Source organism: Deferribacter autotrophicus, from assembly GCF_008362905.1.
Classification (GTDB): domain Bacteria; phylum Chrysiogenota; class Deferribacteres; order Deferribacterales; family Deferribacteraceae; genus Deferribacter; species Deferribacter autotrophicus.
Genome location: NZ_VFJB01000006.1, coordinates 13,634 through 37,817, shown reverse-complemented (window position 1 = coordinate 37,817; position 24,184 = coordinate 13,634). Strand labels below are relative to the sequence as shown.

At 28.6% G+C, this 24,184-nt stretch carries 28 protein-coding genes; all 28 read right to left on the bottom strand.

Annotated features, from left to right (window positions below; translation table 11 throughout):
* Positions 1–516: 516 nt before the first annotated feature.
* Positions 517–915: a type II toxin-antitoxin system VapC family toxin gene (gene vapC / locus FHQ18_RS07890; protein ID WP_149266625.1), complete on the bottom strand. Its 399-nt coding sequence runs from the start codon at positions 913–915 to the stop codon at positions 517–519.
* A gap of 2 nt (positions 916–917) precedes the next feature.
* Positions 918–1,118, bottom strand: a complete 201-nt coding sequence (locus FHQ18_RS07885; RefSeq protein WP_149266624.1) for a type II toxin-antitoxin system VapB family antitoxin — start codon at positions 1,116–1,118, stop codon at positions 918–920.
* 117 nt (positions 1,119–1,235) lie between these two features.
* Positions 1,236–2,396: an ATP-binding protein gene (locus FHQ18_RS07880; protein WP_149266623.1), complete on the bottom strand. Its 1,161-nt coding sequence runs from the start codon at positions 2,394–2,396 to the stop codon at positions 1,236–1,238.
* Positions 2,397–2,607: 211 nt separating this feature from the next.
* Positions 2,608–2,865, bottom strand: coding sequence for a HepT-like ribonuclease domain-containing protein (locus tag FHQ18_RS07875; RefSeq protein WP_246798706.1), 258 nt, complete (start codon positions 2,863–2,865; stop codon positions 2,608–2,610).
* A 93-nt stretch (positions 2,866–2,958) separates the two neighbouring features.
* Complete coding sequence (locus FHQ18_RS07870) at positions 2,959–3,243, bottom strand: nucleotidyltransferase family protein (RefSeq protein ID WP_149266622.1); 285 nt, start codon at positions 3,241–3,243, stop codon at positions 2,959–2,961.
* A gap of 362 nt (positions 3,244–3,605) precedes the next feature.
* On the bottom strand, positions 3,606–3,848 hold the full coding sequence (locus FHQ18_RS07865) for a nucleoside-diphosphate sugar epimerase/dehydratase (RefSeq protein ID WP_223144598.1): 243 nt from the start codon (positions 3,846–3,848) through the stop codon (positions 3,606–3,608).
* A 182-nt stretch (positions 3,849–4,030) separates the two neighbouring features.
* A complete protein-coding gene (locus FHQ18_RS07860) occupies positions 4,031–4,264 on the bottom strand; it encodes a four helix bundle protein (protein WP_246798705.1) in 234 nt (77 codons plus the stop codon).
* A 1-nt stretch (position 4,265) separates the two neighbouring features.
* Positions 4,266–4,673, bottom strand: coding sequence for a PIN domain-containing protein (locus FHQ18_RS07855; protein WP_149266620.1), 408 nt, complete (start codon positions 4,671–4,673; stop codon positions 4,266–4,268).
* Positions 4,663–4,869, bottom strand: a complete 207-nt coding sequence (locus tag FHQ18_RS07850) for a hypothetical protein (protein WP_149266619.1) — start codon at positions 4,867–4,869, stop codon at positions 4,663–4,665. Before FHQ18_RS07850 ends, FHQ18_RS07855 begins: the two co-directional genes overlap by 11 nt.
* 157 nt (positions 4,870–5,026) lie before the next feature.
* Entirely contained in the window at positions 5,027–5,263 is a 237-nt protein-coding gene (locus FHQ18_RS07845) for a four helix bundle protein (RefSeq protein ID WP_149266618.1), read from the bottom strand.
* Positions 5,250–5,510, bottom strand: a complete 261-nt coding sequence (locus FHQ18_RS07840) for a GIY-YIG nuclease family protein (RefSeq protein ID WP_149266617.1) — start codon at positions 5,508–5,510, stop codon at positions 5,250–5,252. Before FHQ18_RS07840 ends, FHQ18_RS07845 begins: the two co-directional genes overlap by 14 nt.
* Positions 5,511–5,512: 2 nt before the next feature.
* Entirely contained in the window at positions 5,513–5,722 is a 210-nt protein-coding gene (locus FHQ18_RS07835) for a four helix bundle protein (RefSeq protein ID WP_246798704.1), read from the bottom strand.
* A gap of 42 nt (positions 5,723–5,764) precedes the next feature.
* A complete protein-coding gene (locus FHQ18_RS07830; RefSeq protein ID WP_149266616.1) occupies positions 5,765–7,060 on the bottom strand; it encodes an ATP-binding protein in 1,296 nt (431 codons plus the stop codon).
* 299 nt (positions 7,061–7,359) lie between these two features.
* Positions 7,360–8,565 (bottom strand): ATP-binding protein, encoded by a 1,206-nt coding sequence (locus FHQ18_RS07820; RefSeq protein ID WP_149266615.1) that lies wholly within the window; start codon positions 8,563–8,565, stop codon positions 7,360–7,362.
* A 425-nt stretch (positions 8,566–8,990) separates the two neighbouring features.
* Entirely contained in the window at positions 8,991–10,121 is a 1,131-nt protein-coding gene (locus FHQ18_RS07815) for an ATP-binding protein (protein ID WP_149266614.1), read from the bottom strand.
* A 206-nt stretch (positions 10,122–10,327) separates the two neighbouring features.
* Complete coding sequence (locus tag FHQ18_RS07810; protein WP_149266613.1) at positions 10,328–11,542, bottom strand: ATP-binding protein; 1,215 nt, start codon at positions 11,540–11,542, stop codon at positions 10,328–10,330.
* A gap of 336 nt (positions 11,543–11,878) precedes the next feature.
* Positions 11,879–12,262 (bottom strand): four helix bundle protein, encoded by a 384-nt coding sequence (locus FHQ18_RS07805; protein ID WP_149266612.1) that lies wholly within the window; start codon positions 12,260–12,262, stop codon positions 11,879–11,881.
* Between the two features lie 243 nt (positions 12,263–12,505).
* Complete coding sequence (locus FHQ18_RS07800; protein WP_149266611.1) at positions 12,506–13,600, bottom strand: glycosyltransferase family 4 protein; 1,095 nt, start codon at positions 13,598–13,600, stop codon at positions 12,506–12,508.
* Positions 13,601–13,985: 385 nt separating this feature from the next.
* On the bottom strand, positions 13,986–15,068 hold the full coding sequence (locus FHQ18_RS07795; RefSeq protein ID WP_149266610.1) for a glycosyltransferase: 1,083 nt from the start codon (positions 15,066–15,068) through the stop codon (positions 13,986–13,988).
* Between the two features lie 93 nt (positions 15,069–15,161).
* Positions 15,162–15,392 carry an integrase core domain-containing protein gene (locus tag FHQ18_RS07790; protein ID WP_149266609.1) on the bottom strand — a complete coding sequence of 77 codons (231 nt, stop codon included), beginning with the start codon at positions 15,390–15,392 and terminating at the stop codon, positions 15,162–15,164.
* A gap of 890 nt (positions 15,393–16,282) precedes the next feature.
* Positions 16,283–16,930, bottom strand: coding sequence for a glycosyltransferase family 4 protein (locus tag FHQ18_RS07785; protein ID WP_149266608.1), 648 nt, complete (start codon positions 16,928–16,930; stop codon positions 16,283–16,285).
* 113 nt (positions 16,931–17,043) lie between these two features.
* The gene (locus FHQ18_RS07780; protein WP_149266607.1) at positions 17,044–17,334 is read right to left on the bottom strand and encodes a hypothetical protein; all 291 of its coding nucleotides are present in this window, start codon (positions 17,332–17,334) and stop codon (positions 17,044–17,046) included.
* 1 nt (position 17,335) lies between these two features.
* Positions 17,336–18,370 carry a hypothetical protein gene (locus FHQ18_RS07775; RefSeq protein ID WP_149266606.1) on the bottom strand — a complete coding sequence of 345 codons (1,035 nt, stop codon included), beginning with the start codon at positions 18,368–18,370 and terminating at the stop codon, positions 17,336–17,338.
* Positions 18,357–19,472, bottom strand: a complete 1,116-nt coding sequence (locus FHQ18_RS07770; protein ID WP_188020375.1) for a glycosyltransferase family 2 protein — start codon at positions 19,470–19,472, stop codon at positions 18,357–18,359. The genes FHQ18_RS07775 and FHQ18_RS07770 overlap by 14 nt, the downstream gene beginning before the upstream one ends.
* A 2-nt stretch (positions 19,473–19,474) precedes the next feature.
* The gene (locus tag FHQ18_RS07765; protein ID WP_149266604.1) at positions 19,475–20,431 is read right to left on the bottom strand and encodes a glycosyltransferase family 2 protein; all 957 of its coding nucleotides are present in this window, start codon (positions 20,429–20,431) and stop codon (positions 19,475–19,477) included.
* On the bottom strand, positions 20,421–21,734 hold the full coding sequence (locus FHQ18_RS07760) for a lipopolysaccharide biosynthesis protein (protein ID WP_149266603.1): 1,314 nt from the start codon (positions 21,732–21,734) through the stop codon (positions 20,421–20,423). The genes FHQ18_RS07765 and FHQ18_RS07760 overlap by 11 nt, the downstream gene beginning before the upstream one ends.
* Positions 21,727–22,761 carry an NAD-dependent epimerase/dehydratase family protein gene (locus tag FHQ18_RS07755; protein WP_149266602.1) on the bottom strand — a complete coding sequence of 345 codons (1,035 nt, stop codon included), beginning with the start codon at positions 22,759–22,761 and terminating at the stop codon, positions 21,727–21,729. Before FHQ18_RS07755 ends, FHQ18_RS07760 begins: the two co-directional genes overlap by 8 nt.
* Positions 22,761–24,182: a lipopolysaccharide biosynthesis protein RfbH gene (gene rfbH / locus FHQ18_RS07750; protein WP_149266601.1), complete on the bottom strand. Its 1,422-nt coding sequence runs from the start codon at positions 24,180–24,182 to the stop codon at positions 22,761–22,763. Before rfbH ends, FHQ18_RS07755 begins: the two co-directional genes overlap by 1 nt.
* Positions 24,183–24,184: the final 2 nt, after the last annotated feature.

The window sequence follows — 24,184 nt, the reverse complement described above, 5'->3', positions numbered from 1 at the left end:
CAAGTTACTATCTTGCATAATAAAGCATAATTTCAAAAATTTTTCAATCCATTTCCAATGTTTCCACGTTCGCACGTTCTAATGTTTAAATTAGTTCTCTCTGAAAAAGTGAGAACTAATTTATTAATAATGGATTTATGTTTTAAATTAATTTTATATCGATAAGTTAGGAAATAATATTTCTCTTCCGAAATTATGAAATAATGTAATGAGGATGTTGCATAATACAAAAAAAGAAAAATTGCAAATGCATAACTTGATCATAAACGTATTGGTAATAAAGAGATTGCTTCGCTAATGCTCGCAATGACAGTTCTTTTTTTGTCATTGCGAGGAGCGGTAGCGACGAAGCAATCTTTAAATTAGTTCTCTCTGAATTAGTTGCCACTTTTTAAGTGGCAACTAAAGTAGGTTAATTTAGGTTGAGGTTGAGGTTTTAATTTTGCATTTATCGCATTGTACATTCACTGTTCACTGTTCACCGTTTCAAAGTTCTAACGTTTACACGTTTCAACATCAATACTCTTTAAGCTCTGAAATCACCGATGCAATATAGCTAAAATCTTTATCATTATGTAGCAAATATAAATCATTTTCTAAAGCTGTTTCTACTATTAGCAAATCTATTGTACTCCTAACAGTTATTCCACGCTTTCTGCATCTGAAATAAATTTTTGCTGCATTTTCAAATGATTTTCTTCCATATTTTAGTTCATAAAATCTCTGAGACGATAAATATTCTTTTAAAAGATTAAACTCTTTTTCAGATGCAGCTCCTTGAAGTAACTCCTGATATATAAAATTATTAATACCAAAAGGAATTTTATTCTGTATTATTGTTTCAAACTTTTCAGTTTTTTCATTCGATTTACCTTTAAAATAATTTATTAAGACAGAAGTATCAACTAAAACCACTATTATTTACCTTCTCTCATTAACTTATAATTATAATCTTCTATAAAGTTGATTTTACCTTTTAAATCTGCAAGGTTTTTTCTCTTTAAATTTTCTACCAATTCTTTTAATGCAAGATTTATAACATCCTTTTTAGTCTTAGCATTAGTAAGCTTCATTGCTTCTTTTAATAATTCTTCATCTATAACAACATTAGTCCTCATCTCATACACCTCCTAATACACAGAATAATACACATTAAAAATTTTGCAATAAAATTTGTAAATAAACGTCCAACGTTCACACGTTCCAACTTTCCAACGTTTTAACGTTCACACGTTTCAATACAAAAATCCTAACATCCATAGCGGAATTTTATTTCTAACCGGCACATCAATTTCATCACTTATTACAAAGTCCGCATTTTTCATTTTTTTATTTTTTCCACCAACCTCTACTTTGATATCATCTACAATAAAGTCACAGTCTTTTTCGTCTTTGCTTGCAAAAACATTATATTTTTCTTTTAAACACATTACTACAAACGCCTCTCTTGCATTCCCTACGTTACCTTTAAAACAGCTATAAACAGAAGGATCTGAAAGAAAAATTTTAGAACCTTTTGTGTATACAGATTTACTAGGTTTTCTGATGATATTTATCAATTCTGATTGCTCCATAACATAAAGCAAGTTATAAAGCTTTTCTTTTCCCAAATTCCATTCACTGCACATCCCAGAAATATTTATTGTTGGAATAGGTGCAGTTATCAAATGTCCTAAAATTGCATTCATCACCCTTAAATGATTATCCTGTATAGAAGAAACATAAAATGGTATATCATAATAAATAGATTTTTCTAAAAGCCCTTTCAATCTTAAGCAATACTCCCCCTCGATAAAAATAGGTCTTATACCTGTATTGATGTAATCAGCAAATAGTTTTAAGATATTTATATTTCTTAACATTGAAAAAATATTTTTATCAATATTAAATGGATCAATTGTCTCAATCAGAATATTTTGAGTAAGAAAAAGGTATTCCCTAAAAGACATCAAAGGTATTCGAAACTGTACAAACCGTCTGGATAAATCCGCCACAGCCCTTTTCAGTATCAGATTACTGCTATCACTTATCCATATAGTATTACCTGGATAATCGTCATAAAGTGCCTTTACATGCTCGCTCCATTTATTACCATGATGCACCTCATCAATTACTACTCCATCATACCCCCTTTTAAAAATTGCACTCACAATATCGTAAAGTGGCAATGATGAGATTGAGGGATTATCAGCACTTAAATACAAAAAATTTAGTTTACAATTAGAAATTTTATCAATCAAAAAAGTAGTTTTTCCAACTCCCCTTAACCCATAAACAAGTGCACCTCTAATACCATCAATAGGAATATTGTCAAAATATGGACGTTTTCTATCTGGAAGATAAGTTTTCAGACGTTCTAAAGTCAACTCAATCTGATCAATAATTTCGTTTATCATAGTCCTATATTAAAACTTTATTTTTAAAAAACAACACAAATAGTTCTATCATAGAACTGTTTATAGTGTATTTCGTTCTATATCAAAACTAAATTTAACGTTTACGCATATAAAAGTTCAACGTTCAATGTTCTCACGTTCGTATGTTCGCACGTTCACACGTTCACAAGTTCATACACTTAAACGTTTTAAAGTTGTCTTTTAAAAATATTTAAACTTCCTTTTCTTTTTTTAATATTTCAATTATCTGTTTTTTAAGATAAATTAAATCGTTTTTAATTGTCTCTTTAATAACTTCAACATCTATTCCAAAATATTCATGAATTAATATACCTCTCATCCCGGCAATTTCTTTCCAAGGAACATCTGGATATTTGCATTTTATTTCTTCACTAACTTTTTTAGCAGCCTCTCCTATAATTTCAAAACATCTAATAATTGCAAATAAAGTTTTCTCATCTTTTTCCAACTCTTTTACATCAATATCAGAAATAAAAACTTCTATTTTTTCTATTGCATCTTTTAATATCGTTTAAATAGTCAAGACAAAATCTTCCTTTTTTCATATCGATATCGCTTCTCTGATTATTCTTTTCCCAATGACAGGTTTTAAAGATTGTTTCATAACTAAATCTACTTTAATACTTAGATAATCAGATAAAAAATATTTCAACCTTAAAAACTGCAACAAAGTTGGTGTTTTGTAAAAATCTACGAGAATATCAAGATCACTGTTTTCATCCTGCTCTCCTCTAACATATGACCCAAATAATGCGATATCTTTTACATAATATTCTTTTTCTAAAAATTTGCGGATTTTTTTTAATTTTCTTACTATTTCTTCCATATACTTTTCCAAATTTTATTTTATATCCTTAATATATAAGTTTATAATAAAGTTTCAACGTTCACACGTCCTAACTTTCAAACATACCAATTCGAAAATCGGAAATCGTAAGTCGTAAAACGGGAAACGAGAATAGTAAAACACCTCCCAATTCACGCTTTACGCTTCATTATTAATTTCCGCTTTAACGCTCCAACGTTTATTAATTCAAAATTCAAAATCCACAATTCACAATCTCATTATTCGCATTCAAACTTATTTATAACCTTAACCTGAACCTCAACCTCGAACCTTGAACCTTGAACCTCCCAATCTTTCCATCCATTCACTATCCACTATCAACCATCAACCAGTTATCTTTCTCAATAATTTTTATTTATCCACTTCATACAATCACCTGCTTTATTATCATCAAGAAATCCCGCGATCCTAAATCCAAATTCTTTGTCATCAATCAAACCTTTAGCTACCATCTTACCAGCATTACCAGACCCTAAAATGAGAATATTTTTGCAAAAAATACCAATTTTGCTTAAAAATAATTTAAAATAGTATCTTGTAAGATGCAGGATAAAAACCATAAAGAAAAAATAAAATATCAACATAGACCTTAGGAAATTCCCCATTTTTTTCAAATAAATAACTGACTGAAAATGAAAATAAAGTCGTAAAAAATACACTAACAACTATTTCTTTTGTCTCATCCCAAAATGATAATCTTTTTTAGCTATAAATCCTACAAAAAATAACCAATAAAACATAATAAAAAATCAGTGTTCCTATAACTTCATTCTAATAAATTAGCACAAATTGAAGCTGCTGACCTTCTCATTTGAGAAACTAAGCCATATGTTTCTTCTTTAGGAAAATTATTTGTAACTTTATAAATTTCTAAAGTTAACTGATGAGCATACTTAAAAACCTCTAACTCTGTAACATCCTTAATTTTCATTTCACCTTCACCATCACTGTCACTGTTCACTCTCACTCTCACATTAACAACGTTCCAACGTTTACACATTCTAACATTCTACAAAAGGATTCACAATCTTTAAACTATTCTCTATTATCTGCCCATGTTGCAAATCTTCCGTATACAATATCTTACAACCACTTTCTAAAGCAGATGCAATTATCAAACTATCATAATAAGAATATTTATACCTATCTTTAATACTTAAAGCCAATTCAACTGTTTTAAAATTTAATATTTTAACTTCCATTTTAAGCATAAGAAATTCAAAAACATCTTTTACTTCTTTTGTCGAAAAGTTAAACTTTTTAAAAAGAACACTTACAATTTCATTAATTACCTGAATACTTATCAAAGGCCTTTTTCTAATTAAATTCTTTGCAATTTCTTTCTTTTTTATGTTCTTACTAAAAGCATACAAAATTACATTTGTATCTAAAAATATTTCATCTTTCATGTATTTCTTCTCTTTTGAATTTAAAGTTATCCAAATTTAATGCATATTTTTCAAAAAACTTATCAACATCATCCGTAAGTTTATTTTCTTTACTTATTTTATACTTTTTTAACAATAATTCATAAAAATTAAACAACTCCTTTTTTGCACCTTCTGGCAATATATCAAGATCAATTACTTGTTTAACTGATTTCATATAAACATCTCCTCGCACTTTTAAGTATAATATAAATAGTATACAACAAAATTCAATCACACTGTTTATTTTCCACGTTTCAACGCCTTCAAAAGTGAAAGTGAACTGTGAGGGTGAGAGTGGGCGGTGAAAGTGGGAGTGGGCGGTGAATGTATTCTTATAGTTTATTTTCTAATGTTTTTATAATACCATAAATCATTTTTGAAAATATTTCTGTTTTATTTATAAGTTCATCAAATAATGTTTTGCCAACATACCCCAAATCATATGAAAGCATAATAAAATAACGAAGTTCAGCTACTGATCCCCTAGCTATGCCACAAAACTGTTTAAACTCTTTATGACTGTTCCTGGCCCGCACCTTTTTACCCTGTGGAATATTAAATATTTTCATTTAAATAGTTCTTTATTCCATTTTTAATATACCTTTTTCCATATGTGGTTTTCAAATACTTTTCTCTAAGCATCGCATCCTCTTTATTTAAACAAGCTTCATAATAAACCTGTTTTAATGGAAGTCTATTTTTTGTTGACAAAACTTTTCCTGAATTATGTAATTTTAATCGTCTATTTAAATCATTTGTATAACCAGTATAAAATTTTTTATCTTTTTCTGATTGTAACACATACACATAAAACATATTTATTCCACAGGGCAAGCTAAATTAGCACAAATTGAAGCTGCTGACCTTCTCATTTGAGAAACTAAGCCATATGTTTCTTCTTTAGGAAAATTATTTGTAACTTTATAAATTTCTAAAGTTAACTGATGAGCATACTTAAAAACCTCTAACTCTGTAACATCCTTAATTTTCATTTCACCTTCACCATCACTGTCACTGTTCACTCTCACTCTCACATTAACAACGTTCACACGTTCTAACGTTTCAACGTATTACCCATCTTTTAAAAGCATAAATTTATAAGCAGGTACAACATGAATTTCTATATTTTCTTTTAATAAATATTCTTCATCGTCAAAGGTTATAATAAAACCTTCTTTGAAATTAAAATATTTACAACATTCTATTAAGCCATCAATTTCTCTTTTTCTCGTCTTACTATCCGTAAAGTCATAACAAACCTGAATGGCTATTTTATCATCTACGACAAAATCACATTCTCTCTTTTCTTTAAAAAAAACAATTTTTTCATATCGAGAAATTAACTCACGCCAGACTAAATTTTCCAATAATGCACCAAGATTCTTTTTATCAAATGCTCTTATGGCATTTAGCAAACCGTTATCTATAAAATAAACTTTTTTCTCTCCCAGCTCCGATTTTAATATAGATGCGTAATGTTTTTTTACTAATCCAATCAAAAAACAGGTTTCCATATATTCCATATAATCATACAGGGTATTTTTGCCAATTTTTATCCCTTGAGACTTCAATTCGTTGTATATTTTATTTACAGAAAAAGTACTTGATATATTTTCCGCTAACCTTTTTATAAAATATTTTAAAACAAAGGCATCCTTTATATTGTATCTCTCGATCATATCCCGATATATCATAACATTAAAATATTCTTGCAGAGCGCGAAGTTTTAACTCCTGCCTCATTAAAGCAATCTCAGGAAATCCCCCATATTTTAAAAACTCTTCAAAAAATTTAATCAGCAAAGATTTCTTTTTGCTGTTATAAAAATCAACCTTAAAATTAAACTTAAAATCTTTAAATTTCAAAAACTCCTCAAAGGTTAACGGATTAATTTCATATTTTAATGTTCTGCCTCTCAATGATGTCGCAATTTCATCGCCAAGCAACTTTGAGTTTGACCCTGTTATAAAAATATTTTTAGTTATTGTATCGTATATTCTTCTGACAAACTTTTCCCAGCCATTAACATTTTGTACCTCATCAAAAAAGAAATAAGTTTTTTCTAAGTCAATTTCAGGATACAACTCTCTATAAGCTTGCAATATCAAATCTAAATCTTGCTGGGTCATCTCAAGCCTTTCATCTTCAAAGTTAAGATAAAGGCATCTCTTTTTATCAACTCCCCTATCTAACAAAGTCTTTATGGTCCTAAACAGAAGATAAGTCTTTCCTGCCCTTCTTGAACCTACAACAGATATAATTTTGCTTGAATTTAAAGGCAGCTCAATCTCTCTATCAATAACTGAAGGCAAATTCCAAGAGTGGAACTCAACTATAATTGACTTCAACACATCTTTCTTTTTCATAAAGATAAACTAACTCATAAATTTCTTTATTTCAAGGAAATTTTCGCAATGCATCACTTCAAATAACGTTTCAACACTATAAAACTCGTAAGACGTAAATCGTAAAACGTAAATCGTAAAACGATTTTCCTACCTTCCACACGATTCCCGCTTCACGATTCACGATTCCCGATTCACGACTCACGATTCACGACTCACGATTCCCGATTTACGATTCCCGATTTACGATTCCCGATTTACGATTCACGATTCACGATTCCCGATTTACGATTCCCGATTTACGACTCACGTTTCCCGTTTCAATACAAAAACCCAAAAAGCCACAAAGGTATTTTTCGCTCAAACCCCATCTCAATATCATCAATTGCGAGGTAGCTATTTTTATTATTTTTAACTTGCGAAAAATCTTTATTTTTCCCACCCACTTCAAAGAGATATTTTTCATTTATCAAGAAATCCACTTTATTTGAATAATATAGCGAATGCCTGTATCGCAGCATTGAAGCAAAAAACGTTTCTCTCATCGTCCCTTTTTTAGCATTTAAACATAAGGCATTTAACAAATTGGTATTTGCTAAATATAGTTTATCCGGCTTTCTAATCGACTTAAACCGTTTGGCTTCATTTTGTATGTACATTATAAGTTCAGCCCTGGAAAGATAATCTATATATTTATATAGTGTAGCTTTTGAAATACCTGTCACACTTGCGATATTTTCAACAGATAATTCTAAAGGTTCTGAAACAGCAATAGTTGTTAACAATTTTTTTAATGTTACTATTTTTTCAGGGTGAATATTATATATCTCAGCTAAATCAGTGTACAAAGTGGCATTTATAGAATCAGACAACCTATCTTTAAATTTCTTTTTATCTTCTAAATAAAAAGGGTATACCCCATATTCCAGATAATCACCAAAAAGTTTTAGGATTTTTTCTTTATTCAATTCTCTTATAATTTCTAATGCTACATCCTGGTGATTTTTTATTATCTCTTCTAAAAGATAATTTTTCAATGAAATATTTAGTTCTAACTCAATAAATTCCCTTAATGAAAGTGCAGGAAGTCTGTACATAGAAAACCTGCGAGTAAAATCAGGATTTGTCATCTGTACAGCAGAAGAACCAGAAAATATAACCTTAATATCTAAAAAATCATAAGTGGATTTAAGATGTGCTTGAAATTCTGGTGCTTTGTGAACTTCATCAACAAATGCAATTTTCCCCCCTTTTTTACTAAACTCCTCAAGAAAATCAAACAAAGAAACACCTGAAAATACAGGATGATCACAGGAAATATAAATAGTCTCACGCAAAGGTAGGTTCAAGTCTTTTAGAAGCTGTAACATAAGTGTCGTTTTACCCACCCCTCTTGCACCATAAATACCAATGATTTTAGAGTCACTTTTCTTTATGTCATAAAACAAAAATCGCTTATAATCTGGAATCTGCTGAGTTATCTTATTCGCAGAAAGATTAACAGCTATCTCAAGCAAACTGCTCATTAGTATACTCCATTAAACTATATTGACCAGTTTTAGTTTAATCTATTATACTAAAACTACCTTTCCTGTCAAATGATAAAAAACGTTCTAACGTTCACACGTTCTAACGTTCCCACGTTCTAACGTTCTAACATTTTCTTATATTTCGTAATTCGGAAATCGTAAAACGTAACGAGTGACGAGTAAATGGGTGAACGGGTAGATGGGTAAATGAGTAGATGGGTAGATGGGGATGTTCAACGTATTAACGTTTCAACGCCATAAAACTCGTAAATCGGAAAACGTAAATCGTAAAACGTAAATCGTGAAGCGATTCTCCTACCTTCCACACGATTCACGACTCACGATTCACGCTTCCTGATTTTCGATTCCCGATTTACGACTCACGTTTCCCGATTTACGACTCACGATTCCCGTTTCCCGCTTCACGCTCTATAAATCACATCTAAAAAATTCTCCTTATTTACAACAATAAACTCGTTATTTGGATATAACTCATTAAACATGTTAGGCAACTTTGATCTATCCTTTTTCCATTTTATTTCAAAAGCATAAATTTTATCATTTCCAAATTCTAGATAATCAACTTCTTGTTTATAAATATTACGCCAGAAGAAATAACTCTTATTTACAAGATGGTTCCTCAAATACTTAATTCTTTCAATTATCACAAAATTTTCCCACAACGCTCCCCAATCCTGCCTCAAATAAGATGGGTTAAAATTATTAATCAAAGCATTCCTTATTCCTGTATCATAAAAGTAAATTTTTCTTAATTTCTTGAGCTCTTTTCTTAAGTTACTACTAAATGGATTTAACCTGAAAATAATAAATGCTTGCTCGAGGATATTTATATATGATTCAACCGTTTTTTTATCTATACCTAAAAGCTTTGACAGCTCTGTGTATGATACTTCATTACCTATTTGCAACGCAAGTGCCTGCAGTAATCTTCGCAAAATATCTGGATTTTTAATATTTTGATACATCAATATATCTTTAAACAAATAAGAATCCGCAAGGGATTTCAAATTTATTTCTCTATCTTCACAATTCAAAACAGTCTCAGGATACATCCCATAAATTATCAAATTTTCCAATATTCTATTAAGCTCTATATCAGAGTAAATTTCTCGCAATTCTTCTATTGAAAATGGAGGCAAAAAAAACTCATATTTTCTACCGGTAAGCGGTTCGGAAATGTCATTCGATAGGTCAAAAGAAGATGATCCAGTAGCAATAACTTGAATTTCCCTAAAATTGTCCACTATAAGTTTTAGCGTAAGTCCAACATCTTTCACCCTTTGTGCTTCATCAATTATAACCAATTTTTTATTGCCTATAAGATGTTTTAGTTCTGTTGATGTTTTATTAAAAAGCTTATCTCTAATATCCGGCTCATCACAATTTAAATAAATACTCTCATCCTTGTATTTATTCGCAATTTGTTTTACAAGCGTAGTCTTCCCTACTTGCCTTGCACCATATATTATAACAGCTTTTCCTTTAAATAACCTTTTCTCTATTTCTTCCTGGATGATTCTCCTGATTAACATAATTTTGGTGAATCCACTCCTCTTTTTTATATTAAATTAGACCTCGATTTCTGAATGTCAATAGTAATTCGTAAATCGTAAATCGTAAAACGTAAATCGTAAAACGATTTTCCTACCTTCCACTCGGTTCACGCTTCCCGCTTCACGATTCCCGATTTACGATTCCCGATTTACGATTCCCGCTTCACGATTTACGTTTACACGTTTCAATACAAAAACCCAAACAACCACAACGGTATCTTGTTCTTAAATCCAATTTCTATATTATCAGCTACTATATATGAGTTCGGTATCTCTTTTATCTGTTTATAACCCTTTCTTTTCCCTCCTATCTCAAAAGTTTTTCCATTAATCAAAAAATCACCACTTTTGGATAAAGCAAAATCTTCTCTTAATAAAGAGACTTTATTAAAAAAATATGAAATAACCTGATTCACAAAAAAAGTTTCTCTTTCATTTCCTGTGTTTGTTCTGTAGGTTATAGCTCGCATAAGGTTAGAGTTATTCAAATAAATTTTATCTGGCTTCTGCAATTTTGAATATCCTCTCGAATGATAATGCATATTTATCAAAAGCTCTGCTTTCTCCAAAAGATAAATATACTCCAATACGCTTGGTCTTGAGATACCTGTGTTTTGTGAAAGCTCACTAATATTGGGTGTAAAGGGTACCGATGTGGCAAGTATATAAAGTAACTTTTTTAATTTATCAATATTATAATATGCTATGTTGGTTACGTAAGGAAGGTCAACTTCGAGAATGTGATTTATTATATTTATCAATTTTGCTTTATAAGTATCCACTCCCTCAACTATAAAAGGATACGCGCCATATTCAAGATATTCTTTAAAAAGCTTTAATGGTTTTATTTTAGAAATTATATCATTTGCAATTTCGACATGCTTTGAAACAATTTCTTCTAAAGAATAAGATGGAAAATTATACCCTTTCAGCTCAAGATATTCTCTAAAAGACATATTTGGCACTTTTATAGTTACAATTCGTCTGCTTAAATCTGCATTATTTTTATAAATCTGAAGTAGAGAAGATCCCGAAATTATGACATTTAAATCAGTAGAATCATAAATTGCCTTTAAATGAGAACCAAAGTCTTTATACTTATGAATCTCATCTATAAATAAAAACTTTCCACCATATTTTTCAAACTCTTTAGCAAAATCATACAATGAAGCACTTGCAAAATAAGGATTATCCACACTTATATAAAGCACACTATCATTATATGCAAATTTCTCCTTCAAAATCTGCAACATTATAGTGGTTTTCCCAACCCCTCGTTGACCTAATAAAGCGATAAATCTATTTTTTAGATTTATCTTGCTATATAAACTACGTTTAAAAGATAAATTTATTTTCTGTAACAATTTTTGCTGTTCTGCGAAAAAAAATGAAAAATCCATTTACTATTTTATCTCCAATTTTGTTAATTCTGTTTTACAAAAATAGCTCCTATCTGTCAATCATGATCTACAACTCATACTTCAACGTTCTAACGTTTCAACGCCATAAAACTCGTAAATCGTAAAACGTAAATCGTAAGACGACTTTCCCATCTTTCGATTCCCGATTCACGCTTCACGCTTCACGATTCACGATTTACGACTCACGTTTCACGTTTACCGATTCACGATTTACGTTTCGCTCTAATCAATCCCAATAAAACATCTGTTCTTAAAGAATTAAGTGGAAAATAGTGAAGTAGTTGAGTGGTAGAGTAGTGGAATAAAATTGTGATTTCATTGTTGATTGCTTTGTCTTTTCAAATATTTTATATAACTATTTAGTTTCTTTAATACATTATAACAGCTACCCTTTAATAATTTAAAACTCTCATTATCAATATAATTTTCATCCAATGCTACAGTTAAATGATCAATTAATTCAAAGATAGAACCTCTCGCCAGTCTACAAAATTGGATATTTTCCCTATAATGAAATCTACCATAACCTTCTGCAATATTTGCAGTAATTGATCTCGATGCTCTAATCATTTGATCAACCAATCTATATTTTTCTTCGCCAGGAAATTTCTTGACAATATTTGCTATTTCCGTTCGCAATTCTCTAGCTTCCTTCCACACATCTAAATCTTCAAAAGTAAAATTAGGTTTATTTCGCATTATAACTTACCAACTACTACTTATTACCCCACTACACTACTAAACCACTCACAACTAACCTTTTAAAATACTCTCAAACAATCTTGCAACTTTTAAACACTTTTCACTTTTTGTTTTATATCCTTTTATTTCCATGTTCTTTGCAACCCTCATTAACGACTGCACATATGTTCTAACTATTTTCTCAATTGAATTATCACCGATAAATATAGTACCAATACAATTTTTGTTTCATCAAATAATCTAATTCTTTTCTTTCAGAAAAAACCACCTGGAAACCTTAAAACAAACTATTGATTTATATAACCAAATATATATAAAAACAAATATCAAGATAAAAATTATCAGTAAAATATTGCTTTTCCAAAAAAATAAAGCCGGGAAAAAACTTAAGGATGTTAATAACCATAAAAACGGAGATGTTACAGAATTTCTATATATCAAGTAATTTGAATTATCTTTACTTATCATAAATTTAACAATTCTTTTGTATATCAACATATGCAAATGTAAGCCATCTGGAACTCCTGGTGAATGCCCTCTAACAAACTTTTTCCTATATATTGAAAATAAAGTCTCAAATACCGGATAAATAACCAACAACAGAGGAAACCATACAGAAACCTGAGGATGTCTATTAACAAGCAACACTGAAATTTCTGCAATAATAAAACCAATAAAATATGCACCCCCATCACCTAAAAAAATGAAACCATATGGATAATTCCATATAAAAAATCCCAAAATTGCTGAAATCATCACTATGCAAGTATTCATCAAAAAAACATCATGAACTTTAAAAGAAACAAAAAATAAACCACTAAAAATTATTATTGAAACAACAGAAACAAGACCATTATAACCATCTATAATATTAACAGCATTTGAGACACCTGCTATGCCTACAATTGTTAAAATAATTGCCAACCAATAATTTAATTTAAGTACACCATAAAAAGGTATATCTATCCAAAATATTGCACTTTTTAATAGAATGACTCCCAATAGACCAGAAAACATTGTAGCTAATAATCTTTTTTTAGCACTAACCTTTTTAGTAATATCTTCTAATATTCCACCTAAAAAAGCTGGAATAGAAGCTATTAAAAGATATACGAATTCCATATTACTAAACTTTATGTATAATAGTATTGACATTATCATAAAAGATACAAATATTGATAAACCTCCAATCCTTGGCGTAGGCCGATGATGAAACTTTTGCGGACCGGTATCTACTTCATCCACCCCAAAATATTTAAGTCGTCTTGAAAATCTTATTATAAAAAAATTCAATACCAACGAAACCAAAAGTGCCAAAAAAGAGAAAAAAATCATTAGGTCAACCCTCTTTCAATTTAAATTAATAGTAATCTTTATGATATGCAAACACAAAAAATTATCATCAAAAAACATAAAATTTCTCACCCTCTGAGGATGTATTTTTCTTCCGTCTAGTAAGTCAACAATATTTAAAAGTAAACAAAAGGACCACAATCAAGCTGATTAAAAAATAATTAAGAAATATACAAAAAGATCAATCATATTGAAATAGACCATAAATAATTTTTACAATATCTTAAATTAGTAACTTTTAGATATGTATTTATACAATAATTGTTTCTTAAAATCATTTAAATTTATAAATTTAAATAACAAATGAATTATTATTTAAAGACAAAAAATCTAACTCAATCGTTTAAAAATGTCTCTAAAATGCTGATTAATTTTTTTTCATAATTTTCCCAAGTATAGTATTAATTAAATAAGCCATTTCTTTGGGATCATCACATACAATTAAATGTTCATTATGTTTAGCACCAATTATTGGTTTTGCTGCTAATGTGCTTACAATATTTATTGTTCCTAATGCCATACTTTCAAGAATTTTATTTTGTATCCCCCCTCCTGTTTGCATAGGTGCTATAACTGCTATAGATGAATTTAATATTTCATAAGGATCATTTATAAAACCAGTTACTTCAATATTTGTATATTTTTTAGATAATCTCAATACATGTTTAGAAGGATTTGCCCCTACAATAATAAATTTAATTTCCTTATTTAAATGTGGTACTACATTTTCAGTAAACCATAAAACTGCATCAATATTGGGTTGATAGTCCATTTTACCAAAAAATGCTACATAATTCCTGTATTTATCATTTAATTTATTATATTCGAAGATTTCTTCATTTACACCATTTGGTATCCATGTTGTATTGCCAAATTTTGACCAATATTCAGCCTCATATTTATTAACTAAAAATGTACTATTAAAATTTTTTATACACATTTTTTCATAATTAAATAATCTATCTATTTCAATTTTATAAATAGTTTTCCAAAAAAATGATTTCACATTATCTTTTGACCTTTGATAATTTAGAGCTATAGAATCTACCATATCTAAATATTTTGGTTTATTGAAATAATCTAAATATTTGCTCGTTCTAATTAATGTTGAAATTGCAAAATCAACTTCATATAACATATTATTTATGTAATTTTTTACATCACCAAAATAATAATAATTCACCTGTAGAGGTAAATCGTTAAATAAAAATTTCAAAGTATTCAAATAAAATAAATATTTTGGTTTTGTGAATACTTTCAGGCTTACAGAATATTTTTCTAACTCTTTTTTGATTGTATCATTTAGTATTTCATTTGTGATAGTTATTAAATATACATCAAAATATTTGGCTAAAATCTTTAATAAATTAAAACTCTTTAACTTATCTCCCCCAATGGGAGGATAGGGTAATCGACTTGTTATAAATAATACTTTTTTCTTTTTATTCATGTACTGCTCCCATAGAGTAAAGTCAATCAAGCTATTTTCTCAGCAATTTCAAGAGAGTATCTACGCTGCATTTATAGTCTCCAAATCTGTCCCTTAAAGTTTTCTCATACTCATATAACCTAATGATGAATAACAATATTTTGTGTAATATAATTTCTGAAACTCCCTTAAAGTCTTTTCTACTTTCTTCAATATCTCAAACGCATTAAGCAAAATAATTTCACTCTTAAGTTTCTTTATCAATCGCTCCATTTCAGCATTTACTCTGGGATTGTTAAAACTCATAAATATTTGCTCAACCTCAAGAATGTTAGACACTCTCATAAAACTCTTGTTTAACAGTTGGCTGCCATTGTCACTCACCAAGACAAATTCCAACCCCTAGCTCTTTTGGAAAACCCAATAACAAATCCTCAACTAACGATTCTAACTAATCCTCCGCCTTATTACGCATACTCAATCTTACCCTAAATCACTCCATCGTATTCTAATCGTATACTAATCCAATACCACTGCCAAAAAATATACTCAGCCTTCACCTAATATATAAAATTTTGTCTCGTCCACTCCAAATATCTCGACTGTTAGTTGCTCTAATCTTTATTTCCATTACAAACTTTTTTGACACTTCTGGAACTCAGTAAATTATGACATTTTATTTTACCATTATCCGCTTCTATGAACGTTGTCAACCTCCTCATTTTACCTTTCTCCTTGCAAAGTTTTCTTAAGCTTCTATACCTTTTCAGCAAAATGCTATAATCTATTATTATTTAACCACAAGAACTTAAATTTAATCCATTAAAAAATACTTAATTATACAAGCTTCCTTACCATTATAAAACTCTTTTATAATTACAAAATCATGCAGTTCTTGATTCCTTTAGTAGAGGATTATAAGTTTCCTTATTTTTATACACAAATGCACTATTAGCTATCTTTGTGACAAATCTATTCTTGCCTTTAACCAGCATCTTCGTTTTCGTATTCTTTTATGCAATTCTCAAAGCTCAACTGAATTATATTTCCTCCTATATTGCAATTTGGTTTAAAATGTAAAATATTCTGTTTTTTTTGTGGTAGTCAATGCCAAAAGAATATTTGAATATTATCAACTTACGACAATTTACTTATCCTATTTTATCACATAGATAGATCGATAATGTTCACAACAACAAATACTAATTCCCACAATATTTTAAAAAACAAGAAAATTATATATTGAAAAAATCCGATAGCATTTTAATATAATAATTTCTGTCATATTTTTTAAGATATTCCTCTCCGTTTTCTAAATGTTTAATAATCTCTTCATCAGATAGACCATAATATTCTAGAATTTTATTAGCCAAACTTTTATAATTATTATTAAGAAACAAAAAACCACTTTTAGATTTATCTAAAATTTCTCTACTACCTCCAATATCGGAAGCTATTATAAAAGTTCTTACAGAATATGCTTCTAATATAACAGTAGGATAGGCTTCAGGATATATTGAAGGTAATATTAAAATATCATATTGTTTTAACAATTCTAAAGATTCTCCAATAAAACCCCTCCATTTAATCTGAGACGTTATGTTTAATTTTTTAGCAAGTTTCAATAGTCTTTTTTTATAACGTTTATCTCTATCTGTAATTGGTTCACCTATTATTTCCAATTTTAAGCAAAAGTTTTTCTTTTTTAAAAATGCTAATGCGTTAAATAAAACATGTAATCCCTTTTGTTTCCTTATCGAGCCTATAAAAACTATTCTTTTATTTTTCTTTACTTTCAAATTTTTTCCATTTTCAGGAAAAGCAAAAACATTATAAATTGTTTTTTTATTTACTCTAGCAGTCAAAGATCTACAAACTATCATAGATACACAAATCGCTTTATCAGCTGAACGTTTTAATAAAAGATTAAACACAAATCTTCTAATTAGTGAGGGTTGAATCGTATGCACATACCATATAAATTCTCCCTTTTTCTTTAAAAAATGTTTAATTTATATTTACTAATAGTAGCTGACAAAAAAGCTATAATAAAAGAAGTAGTATATCTTTTAACAAACTCTAATATCATATTACCTGAACTAATAATTACATAGTTATAAAAAGGGACAAAAGATAAAATAAAAAAAAGTATAATAATAAATTGTAATTTATTAATTTTATTTTTTAATAAATCAAGAAAAATAATTAATAACGATATAACCAAAAAAAGTTCTTTTAACCTAAAAAGATAAAATAAAAGATCTATATAAAATAAAAATGGAATCATTTTATAACACCTTGTTAAGACAATCAATAAATTTAAAAGGATTATCAGCTTCTATCAAATAGAACCTTTTACCCTTTAAACTATTATATAAGATATTTTGAACATTAGTTAAGAGATTTTTTAACTTTATATCCCCTATAAAATAATCTCTTGCGATAAACAAAGGATTTCTATAAAAAGTGAACTCATAATAAAACAAAGACAATAACTTATAATTTATATCTTCTAAAGACAAAGGAGTAATTTTTACACCATTTATATTCTTATTAATAGCCAAAACTAATACAATATCTAACCCTATTTTAGATTCTAATTTAACATCTAAAAATATATCAGTAATATGACCAGATGTTCTTCTTCCAATCACACCAATTAATGGAGTTAAATGGTTTATTTTCCCAAGAATTTTACCAATTAAACTAACTCCATAATCATAATGTCTAAAAGTATTTGTCCATGGAACAGCATAAATTATACCCTTATAATCTAAGACAATAATGTCTTCTCCCATATAATAATAGTCTTCTTTTTTTAAAAGCTCTAAAGTTGTAATAGTCTTACCTGTATCTGGAGCTCCTGCTAAAATGATACTAGATTTTTTATATATACCTGCCGCTGCAGGTAAAGGTATTATATTATTTTCTATTAAATATTTCACCAAAATATCAGAAAGATAAGCACCTGGAGGGAAAATGTTATTTACTCTAGCAATTGCATACTTCCTAAACTTTTCATTGAAGTAAATTTTTGGTACATTATCATGATCAATTAACATTTTAAATACAATCCCAGGAAACACTTGTCTTTCATAATAAGAATATTTTTTACAAAACCAAAAATAGTGAAATCTTCGTTCATTTATCATCTTCTTTTTTATATCTTTCCAAAAAGTCTTATCAGTTTCTAAAATATATTCAGCCTGCACACAGTTTATGTTAGAAGTCTTTTTTAAAACCTCACCAAATGTAAAATGTAAAATTCTATCAACATTGGATCTTATGTACAATTTATCAGGAATTATCTCATATGTTAGCACTTTTTCCTCCTTTAAAAACAAATTTAACTTTTCTGAAAATAAAAAGAATCTTATTTATAAAAAAAACAATCCTATATTTTTTTAACATTTTTGACTGAACATTCCAAACCTCCTTAATAGAATCTAAACTATTACTACTTACTCCACCCTCCCTCATAATAGTAAACACGCAATTAACTTTTTTAAATTTACATTTCTTAATTTTACATTCCAAAAATAATTTATAATCTCCAGCTATTTTATAGCTCTTATCAAACTTTATTTTTCTTGCCAATTTTGCATTAATAAAAGTTGCCGGGTGCTTTATACTCATATAAAAATATAAAAAATTATGGTAGGCTTTTTTTATCTTACCATTTTTCAAAATATTCCCATACAAAATATCAACATCTGAAAACAAATAAATAAATAAATTGTTCAATAAATAACAATTTATAAACTTGTCATCTGAATTTAAAAAAGCTATCCATTTACCTCTAGCGGTCAAAATTCCTTTATTCATTGCATCATAAATTCCTTCATCTGGTTCACTCACCCAATAATCAATATAATTTTCATATTTTTTAATTATACCCAAAGTTCCATCAGTTGAACCACCATCAATTATTATATACTCTACATTATGATAAGTTTGATTAATTACACTTTTAATGGTTTCTTCAAGATATTTTTCGCCGTTGTAGACGACAGTTATTATAGAGATAAGTGGGAGGTGATAGGTGGTAGATGGTAGATTTAAATTTTCTGGCATTTCTACTTTTTTGACTAAATTATCATCTCTATCCACTATCCACCATTCGTCACTTTTATCTCCTATCTCTTGTCTCTTATCACTTACTACCTTCTTATAGCTATGCTTAAAATATCCTTTAGTTCTAAGCCCACCCTCCCCTTTTCTCTCTTCACCCTCTGGTAAAAAGAGCATTGTTTCAAATTTATCTTCAGGCTTTCCGATTAATTTTGAATTTTGGATTTTGAATTTTGGATTGTTTATTTTAAATTTTAATTCTGCTTTTATTTTGCCGTCCATGTCTAAAAAACTGCCATCTAAAAGTTTATAGCACAGTTTTGTTGTTGAATAGTTTTTATTTAAACATTCCATTTTCATCTCATTAATCCCATCTTCTTTAATATTTTCTTAAACACTTTATTAACCAAATAAACATAATCTAGTTTATAATCTCTGTTGCTTAAGTAAAACTTTTCTATTTTGTCAAGATTGTATTTTTTTGCAGTAGTTGGATATCGCTTAATATTTATCCAAATACTAGTATTCAATTTCCTAATTAAATCTTTTCTATAATTTTCGACAAAATATGCTTTTGCTAAACTATAATGCAATGGTAATTTCCCATTATTAGATTTAATACTAATAGAATCTTTATGGGCTCTGAAAAATGATAACTTTTCATTTATAAATGCAAATCTCTTATACTTATGTGCGGTTAATAAAAATATTAATAAATCATTACCAATTGCATGCATACTAAAATTACTATTTACTTTGTTTGGAACATTAATAAGTAAATTCTCTTTTAAGTCTTTCATTCTAAATAACGCACATCCAGGAGACACAGGATAGTTATCTTCAAAAAGTACACCATTTATATATTTATCACTATCATAAATACCTGTTTTTCCTATAAAATAATTTTCGCTCTTTTTTTGAGTGCCATCTATAAAAATTTCTGTTCCTGTAAAAACAAAACCCACGTCTTCATTGTTTTCCAAAAATGGTAAAGTTTTTTTTATAAAATCAGGTGCAATCAAATCATCTGACCAAAGAATTTTCCCATATTTTCCACTTGCTTCATCTATACATCTTTTCCAATTTCTAACAGGACCTATATTAGTTTCATTCTGAAATATTCTTATCCTATTATCTGTCTTAGCTAACTCTTGGAGTTTATTCCAAGTTTTATCATTACTTTTATTATCTACAACTATCACTTCAATATTTTTATATGTCTGTTTTAATGCGCCTTTTACAGTTTCTTCTATATATTTCTCTCTATTATATACGGGAATTAAAATACTGACTAATTTGTTATTATTCAACATTTAAGTTACCTCTAATTATTTTATAAGTTTGAATTGGTCCTAAAATAGCAAAAAACATTAATGATATAATTGTACCTATTACTATTCCATAAGAATCTGTGTTAAAAAATTTAACAATAAATATTGATAATGGAATATTTATAACAATAGCAATTAAAGAAGTTATAATCTGAATATTTAATTGATTAGTTGCATTAATAAAAAACGCAAAAATATTATTCCAAGTAGAAACTATAGTAAAAATGCCCATTACAATTAATAAACCAGTTTCAACATTAAAATCTGCACCAACCCATAAAGATATGATAAATTTTGCAGTAATTAATAGAGTTAATGTCAGTAAAATCAAGTAAAAAAAGAGACTTAACTGTTTTTTTATATTAGTCGATATCCATTTAAAATCTTTTTTATGATATGCATCCGCATATGCAGGCCATAAAGGAGCTGAAATAAGAGAGTGAATCAATATAACTATGGAAAATAGTTTAAAAACAACTTCATACTCAGCCACTTTTGCTGGTTCAAACAACTGTGTAATTAAGATTTTATCTGTTGTGAAAATAATTATTACAGCGATTTGAATTATAAAAAACTTTGTTCCTAGTGATATTATTTCTTTGGCCTTTTTTAAAGAAAAATCAAGTGGTCTTGGTATTAATAAAGAATTTTTTCTATAAAACCAAATGGACAGTATAATATTCGGTAATACTAAAGATAAACCATATAGAAAAGCTAACTTATGAAAAGATTGGGATGTTGTTTTATACAAAGCATATACAGAAACAAGTATTATAAAGTTCGATAGAAACTGATTTAAATTAACTAATGAAGTTTTCTGCAAACCATTAAATACTTGATTTATTAAGCTTACCCAAAAATTTAATGAAATAAAAATAAATGTAATATTTACAACTTTAGTAATTTCATCATTACTTAATAAATTGGTATTAAAAACTTTTTGCCAAGGAATAAATTGACTTATTAAAACTATAAATAGAATCAAAGATATTGATACAAAGCCAATTATAATGTAGGAAGTGGATATGTACTTTCGCGCTAAAATTCTTGAATTCAACGCTAGACTTTCAACTACTTTATTTTTTAAACCATTACCAATTCCAAAATCCATTAAAACTATCCAAGACGTAATAGATAATAGTGTACTCCATATTCCATATAATTCTGTACCTAAATATTTTATCATGATAGGTATACTTAAAAAACTACAACCTATTGTTAAAAATTTTAAAACGAAAGAATATTTAACTTGCTTAATATAATTTATTGTTCTGATATTATTCATTGTGTATCACTAAAGAATTAATCCAATTAACCATTCTTTTTATTCCAACTTTTTTAGAAATCTCCGGTTTCCAACCAATGAGTTTTTCAGCTTTTATTATATCGGCAACAAATACTTTTTGATCACTTTCTCTTGGTGGAAGCTGTTTATATTCCATCTTTATATCAAGCATTTCTTCCAAAAGTTTGAATAACTCTATTAATGACAAACTGTTTTCCATTCCTCCACCTATATTAAATACCTCACCTTTTACACTTTCTATGTTTTCTATAGTTTTGAAGTATAGATTTATCATATCATCTGCATATAAAACATCTCTAACCTGTTTACCATTACCATGGATAGTAAAAGGTTCTTTTAAAATACCTTTTTTTATTTCAACTGCTTTTAAACAAAACCAACCGATCCATCCCTGATCATATGTTGAAAATTGCCTTCCTCCATACATTGAAGAATGTCTAAATACGACGGTTTTTATGCCATAAATTCTGTAAAAATCTAACATATACTGATCTGCAGATCCTTTTGAACACCCATAAGGAGAATGAAATTCTAAAGGTATATTTTCATGAAATCCACTAGGAAACTCAGGAGCGATATATCTTGTTTCTGTTTCTTCATATCGGACCCATTCTAAATCTCCATAAACTTTGTTGGTTGAAGAATATATTACTATACTATCAGGAGAAAATTTTCTCACAGAATCAAGTAAATTAAAAGTTCCAAGTGTATTTACTTCAAAATCAAGTCTAGGATTTTGTATTGAAGTTGTCATTGCAACTTGTCCAGCTAAATGAAAAATTACGTCAGGCTTTTCTTCTTTTATTAATCTTTCAATATCTTCTCTATTCCGTATATCTCCGTGTATTAATCTGAATTCTCCTTGATTTTTTAACCATTTTAAATTTTGGTAAGAACCTAGCCTATAAAGATTATCGAATATTACAAGTTCATCTCCTTTTTTTAAAACTTCAGAAGCTAAATTAGAACCCAAAAATCCACAACCACCTGTAATTAAATATTTCATCAAAATCTCCTTACAAAATTATTAAATATTTTTAAAATTTTACCCACATCTCTCCCTTCAATTCCTGGCCAAACCCCCATCCAAAATGTTCCATTCATTACTTTATCAGTATTAGGTAATAATTTATAATGCTCTTCAGATAAGTCTTTAGAATTAACAATTTGTGAGTTTTTTATTCTTAATTTTATATCTGTTTCTATAAATGCTGGATGTCTTAGCATATTCCCAGCAAACAGTTGTCTTGTACCAATACCGTTTTCTTCTAAATATTTAACTAATTCAAATTTATTAAAAGGAGCATTGTCTCTTACTGTAATTGGAAAACCAAACCATGAAGGTTCACTGTTTGGCATAGCCCTGGGGAGGATTAAATATTCTTCAAACTCTTTTAATCCTTCATACAGAAGTCTGAAGTTTTCCTTTCTTTTTTCAATAAACTCTGGCAATTTATCAAGCTGTGCTAATCCTATTGCTGCTTGCCAATCCGTTATCTTAAGATTATAACCTAAGTGAGAATATATATATTTATGGTCATATCCTTTTGGAAGATTTCCAAGTTTCCAGTCAAATCTTCTTCCACAGGTATCATCTTTCCCAGGAGGACACCAGCAATCTCTTCCCCAATCTCTAAAAGACAAAACTATTTTGTATAGTCCATAATCATTTGTAAGGACAGCTCCACCTTCACCCATAGTAATATGATGGGCTGGATAAAAACTTATTGTTGAAATATGTCCAAAAGAACCAGTGTATTTTCCATTATATTTTGCTCCTAAAGCATCACAATTATCTTCAATCACCCATAAATTGTGTCTCTCAGCTAATTTTAAAACTTTCTCTATGTCAAATGGATTCCCAAGGGTATGTGCTACAAATATAGCTTTAGTTTTTTCACTTATAGCTTCTTCTATTTGTTTTATATCTATATTGTATGTTCCAAGCTCCACATCTACAAAAACAGGAATAAGTTTATTCTGTATAATAGGAGCAACTGTTGTTGGAAAACCTGCTACTACAGTAATTACTTCGTCACCTTCTTTAAGCCTCCTATCGCCAAGTTTATATGATGTCAAAGCAGAAATTGCTAGTAAATTGGCAGAAGAGCCTGAATTGGTAGTCAATGCATATTTTACTCCTACAAATTCTGCTAGCTTTTTTTCAAATTCATCGTTAAATCTACCTGTAGTAAGCCACATATCAAGAGATGCATCAATCATATTATAAAGCTCATGTTCATCTAATACCTTTCCGGATGGAGGAATATAATCTCTTTTATTGTTTCCTTTTTTGCAGTATTCGAAATATAATTTGGTTAGATATTTTATATTTTCTCTTAAAATCTTATCTATATCTGATTTATTTTTTCCAGAAATTACTTTTTTAAACTTTTCTTCATCTAAAAAGTTTGTGAAGTTTTCCATCT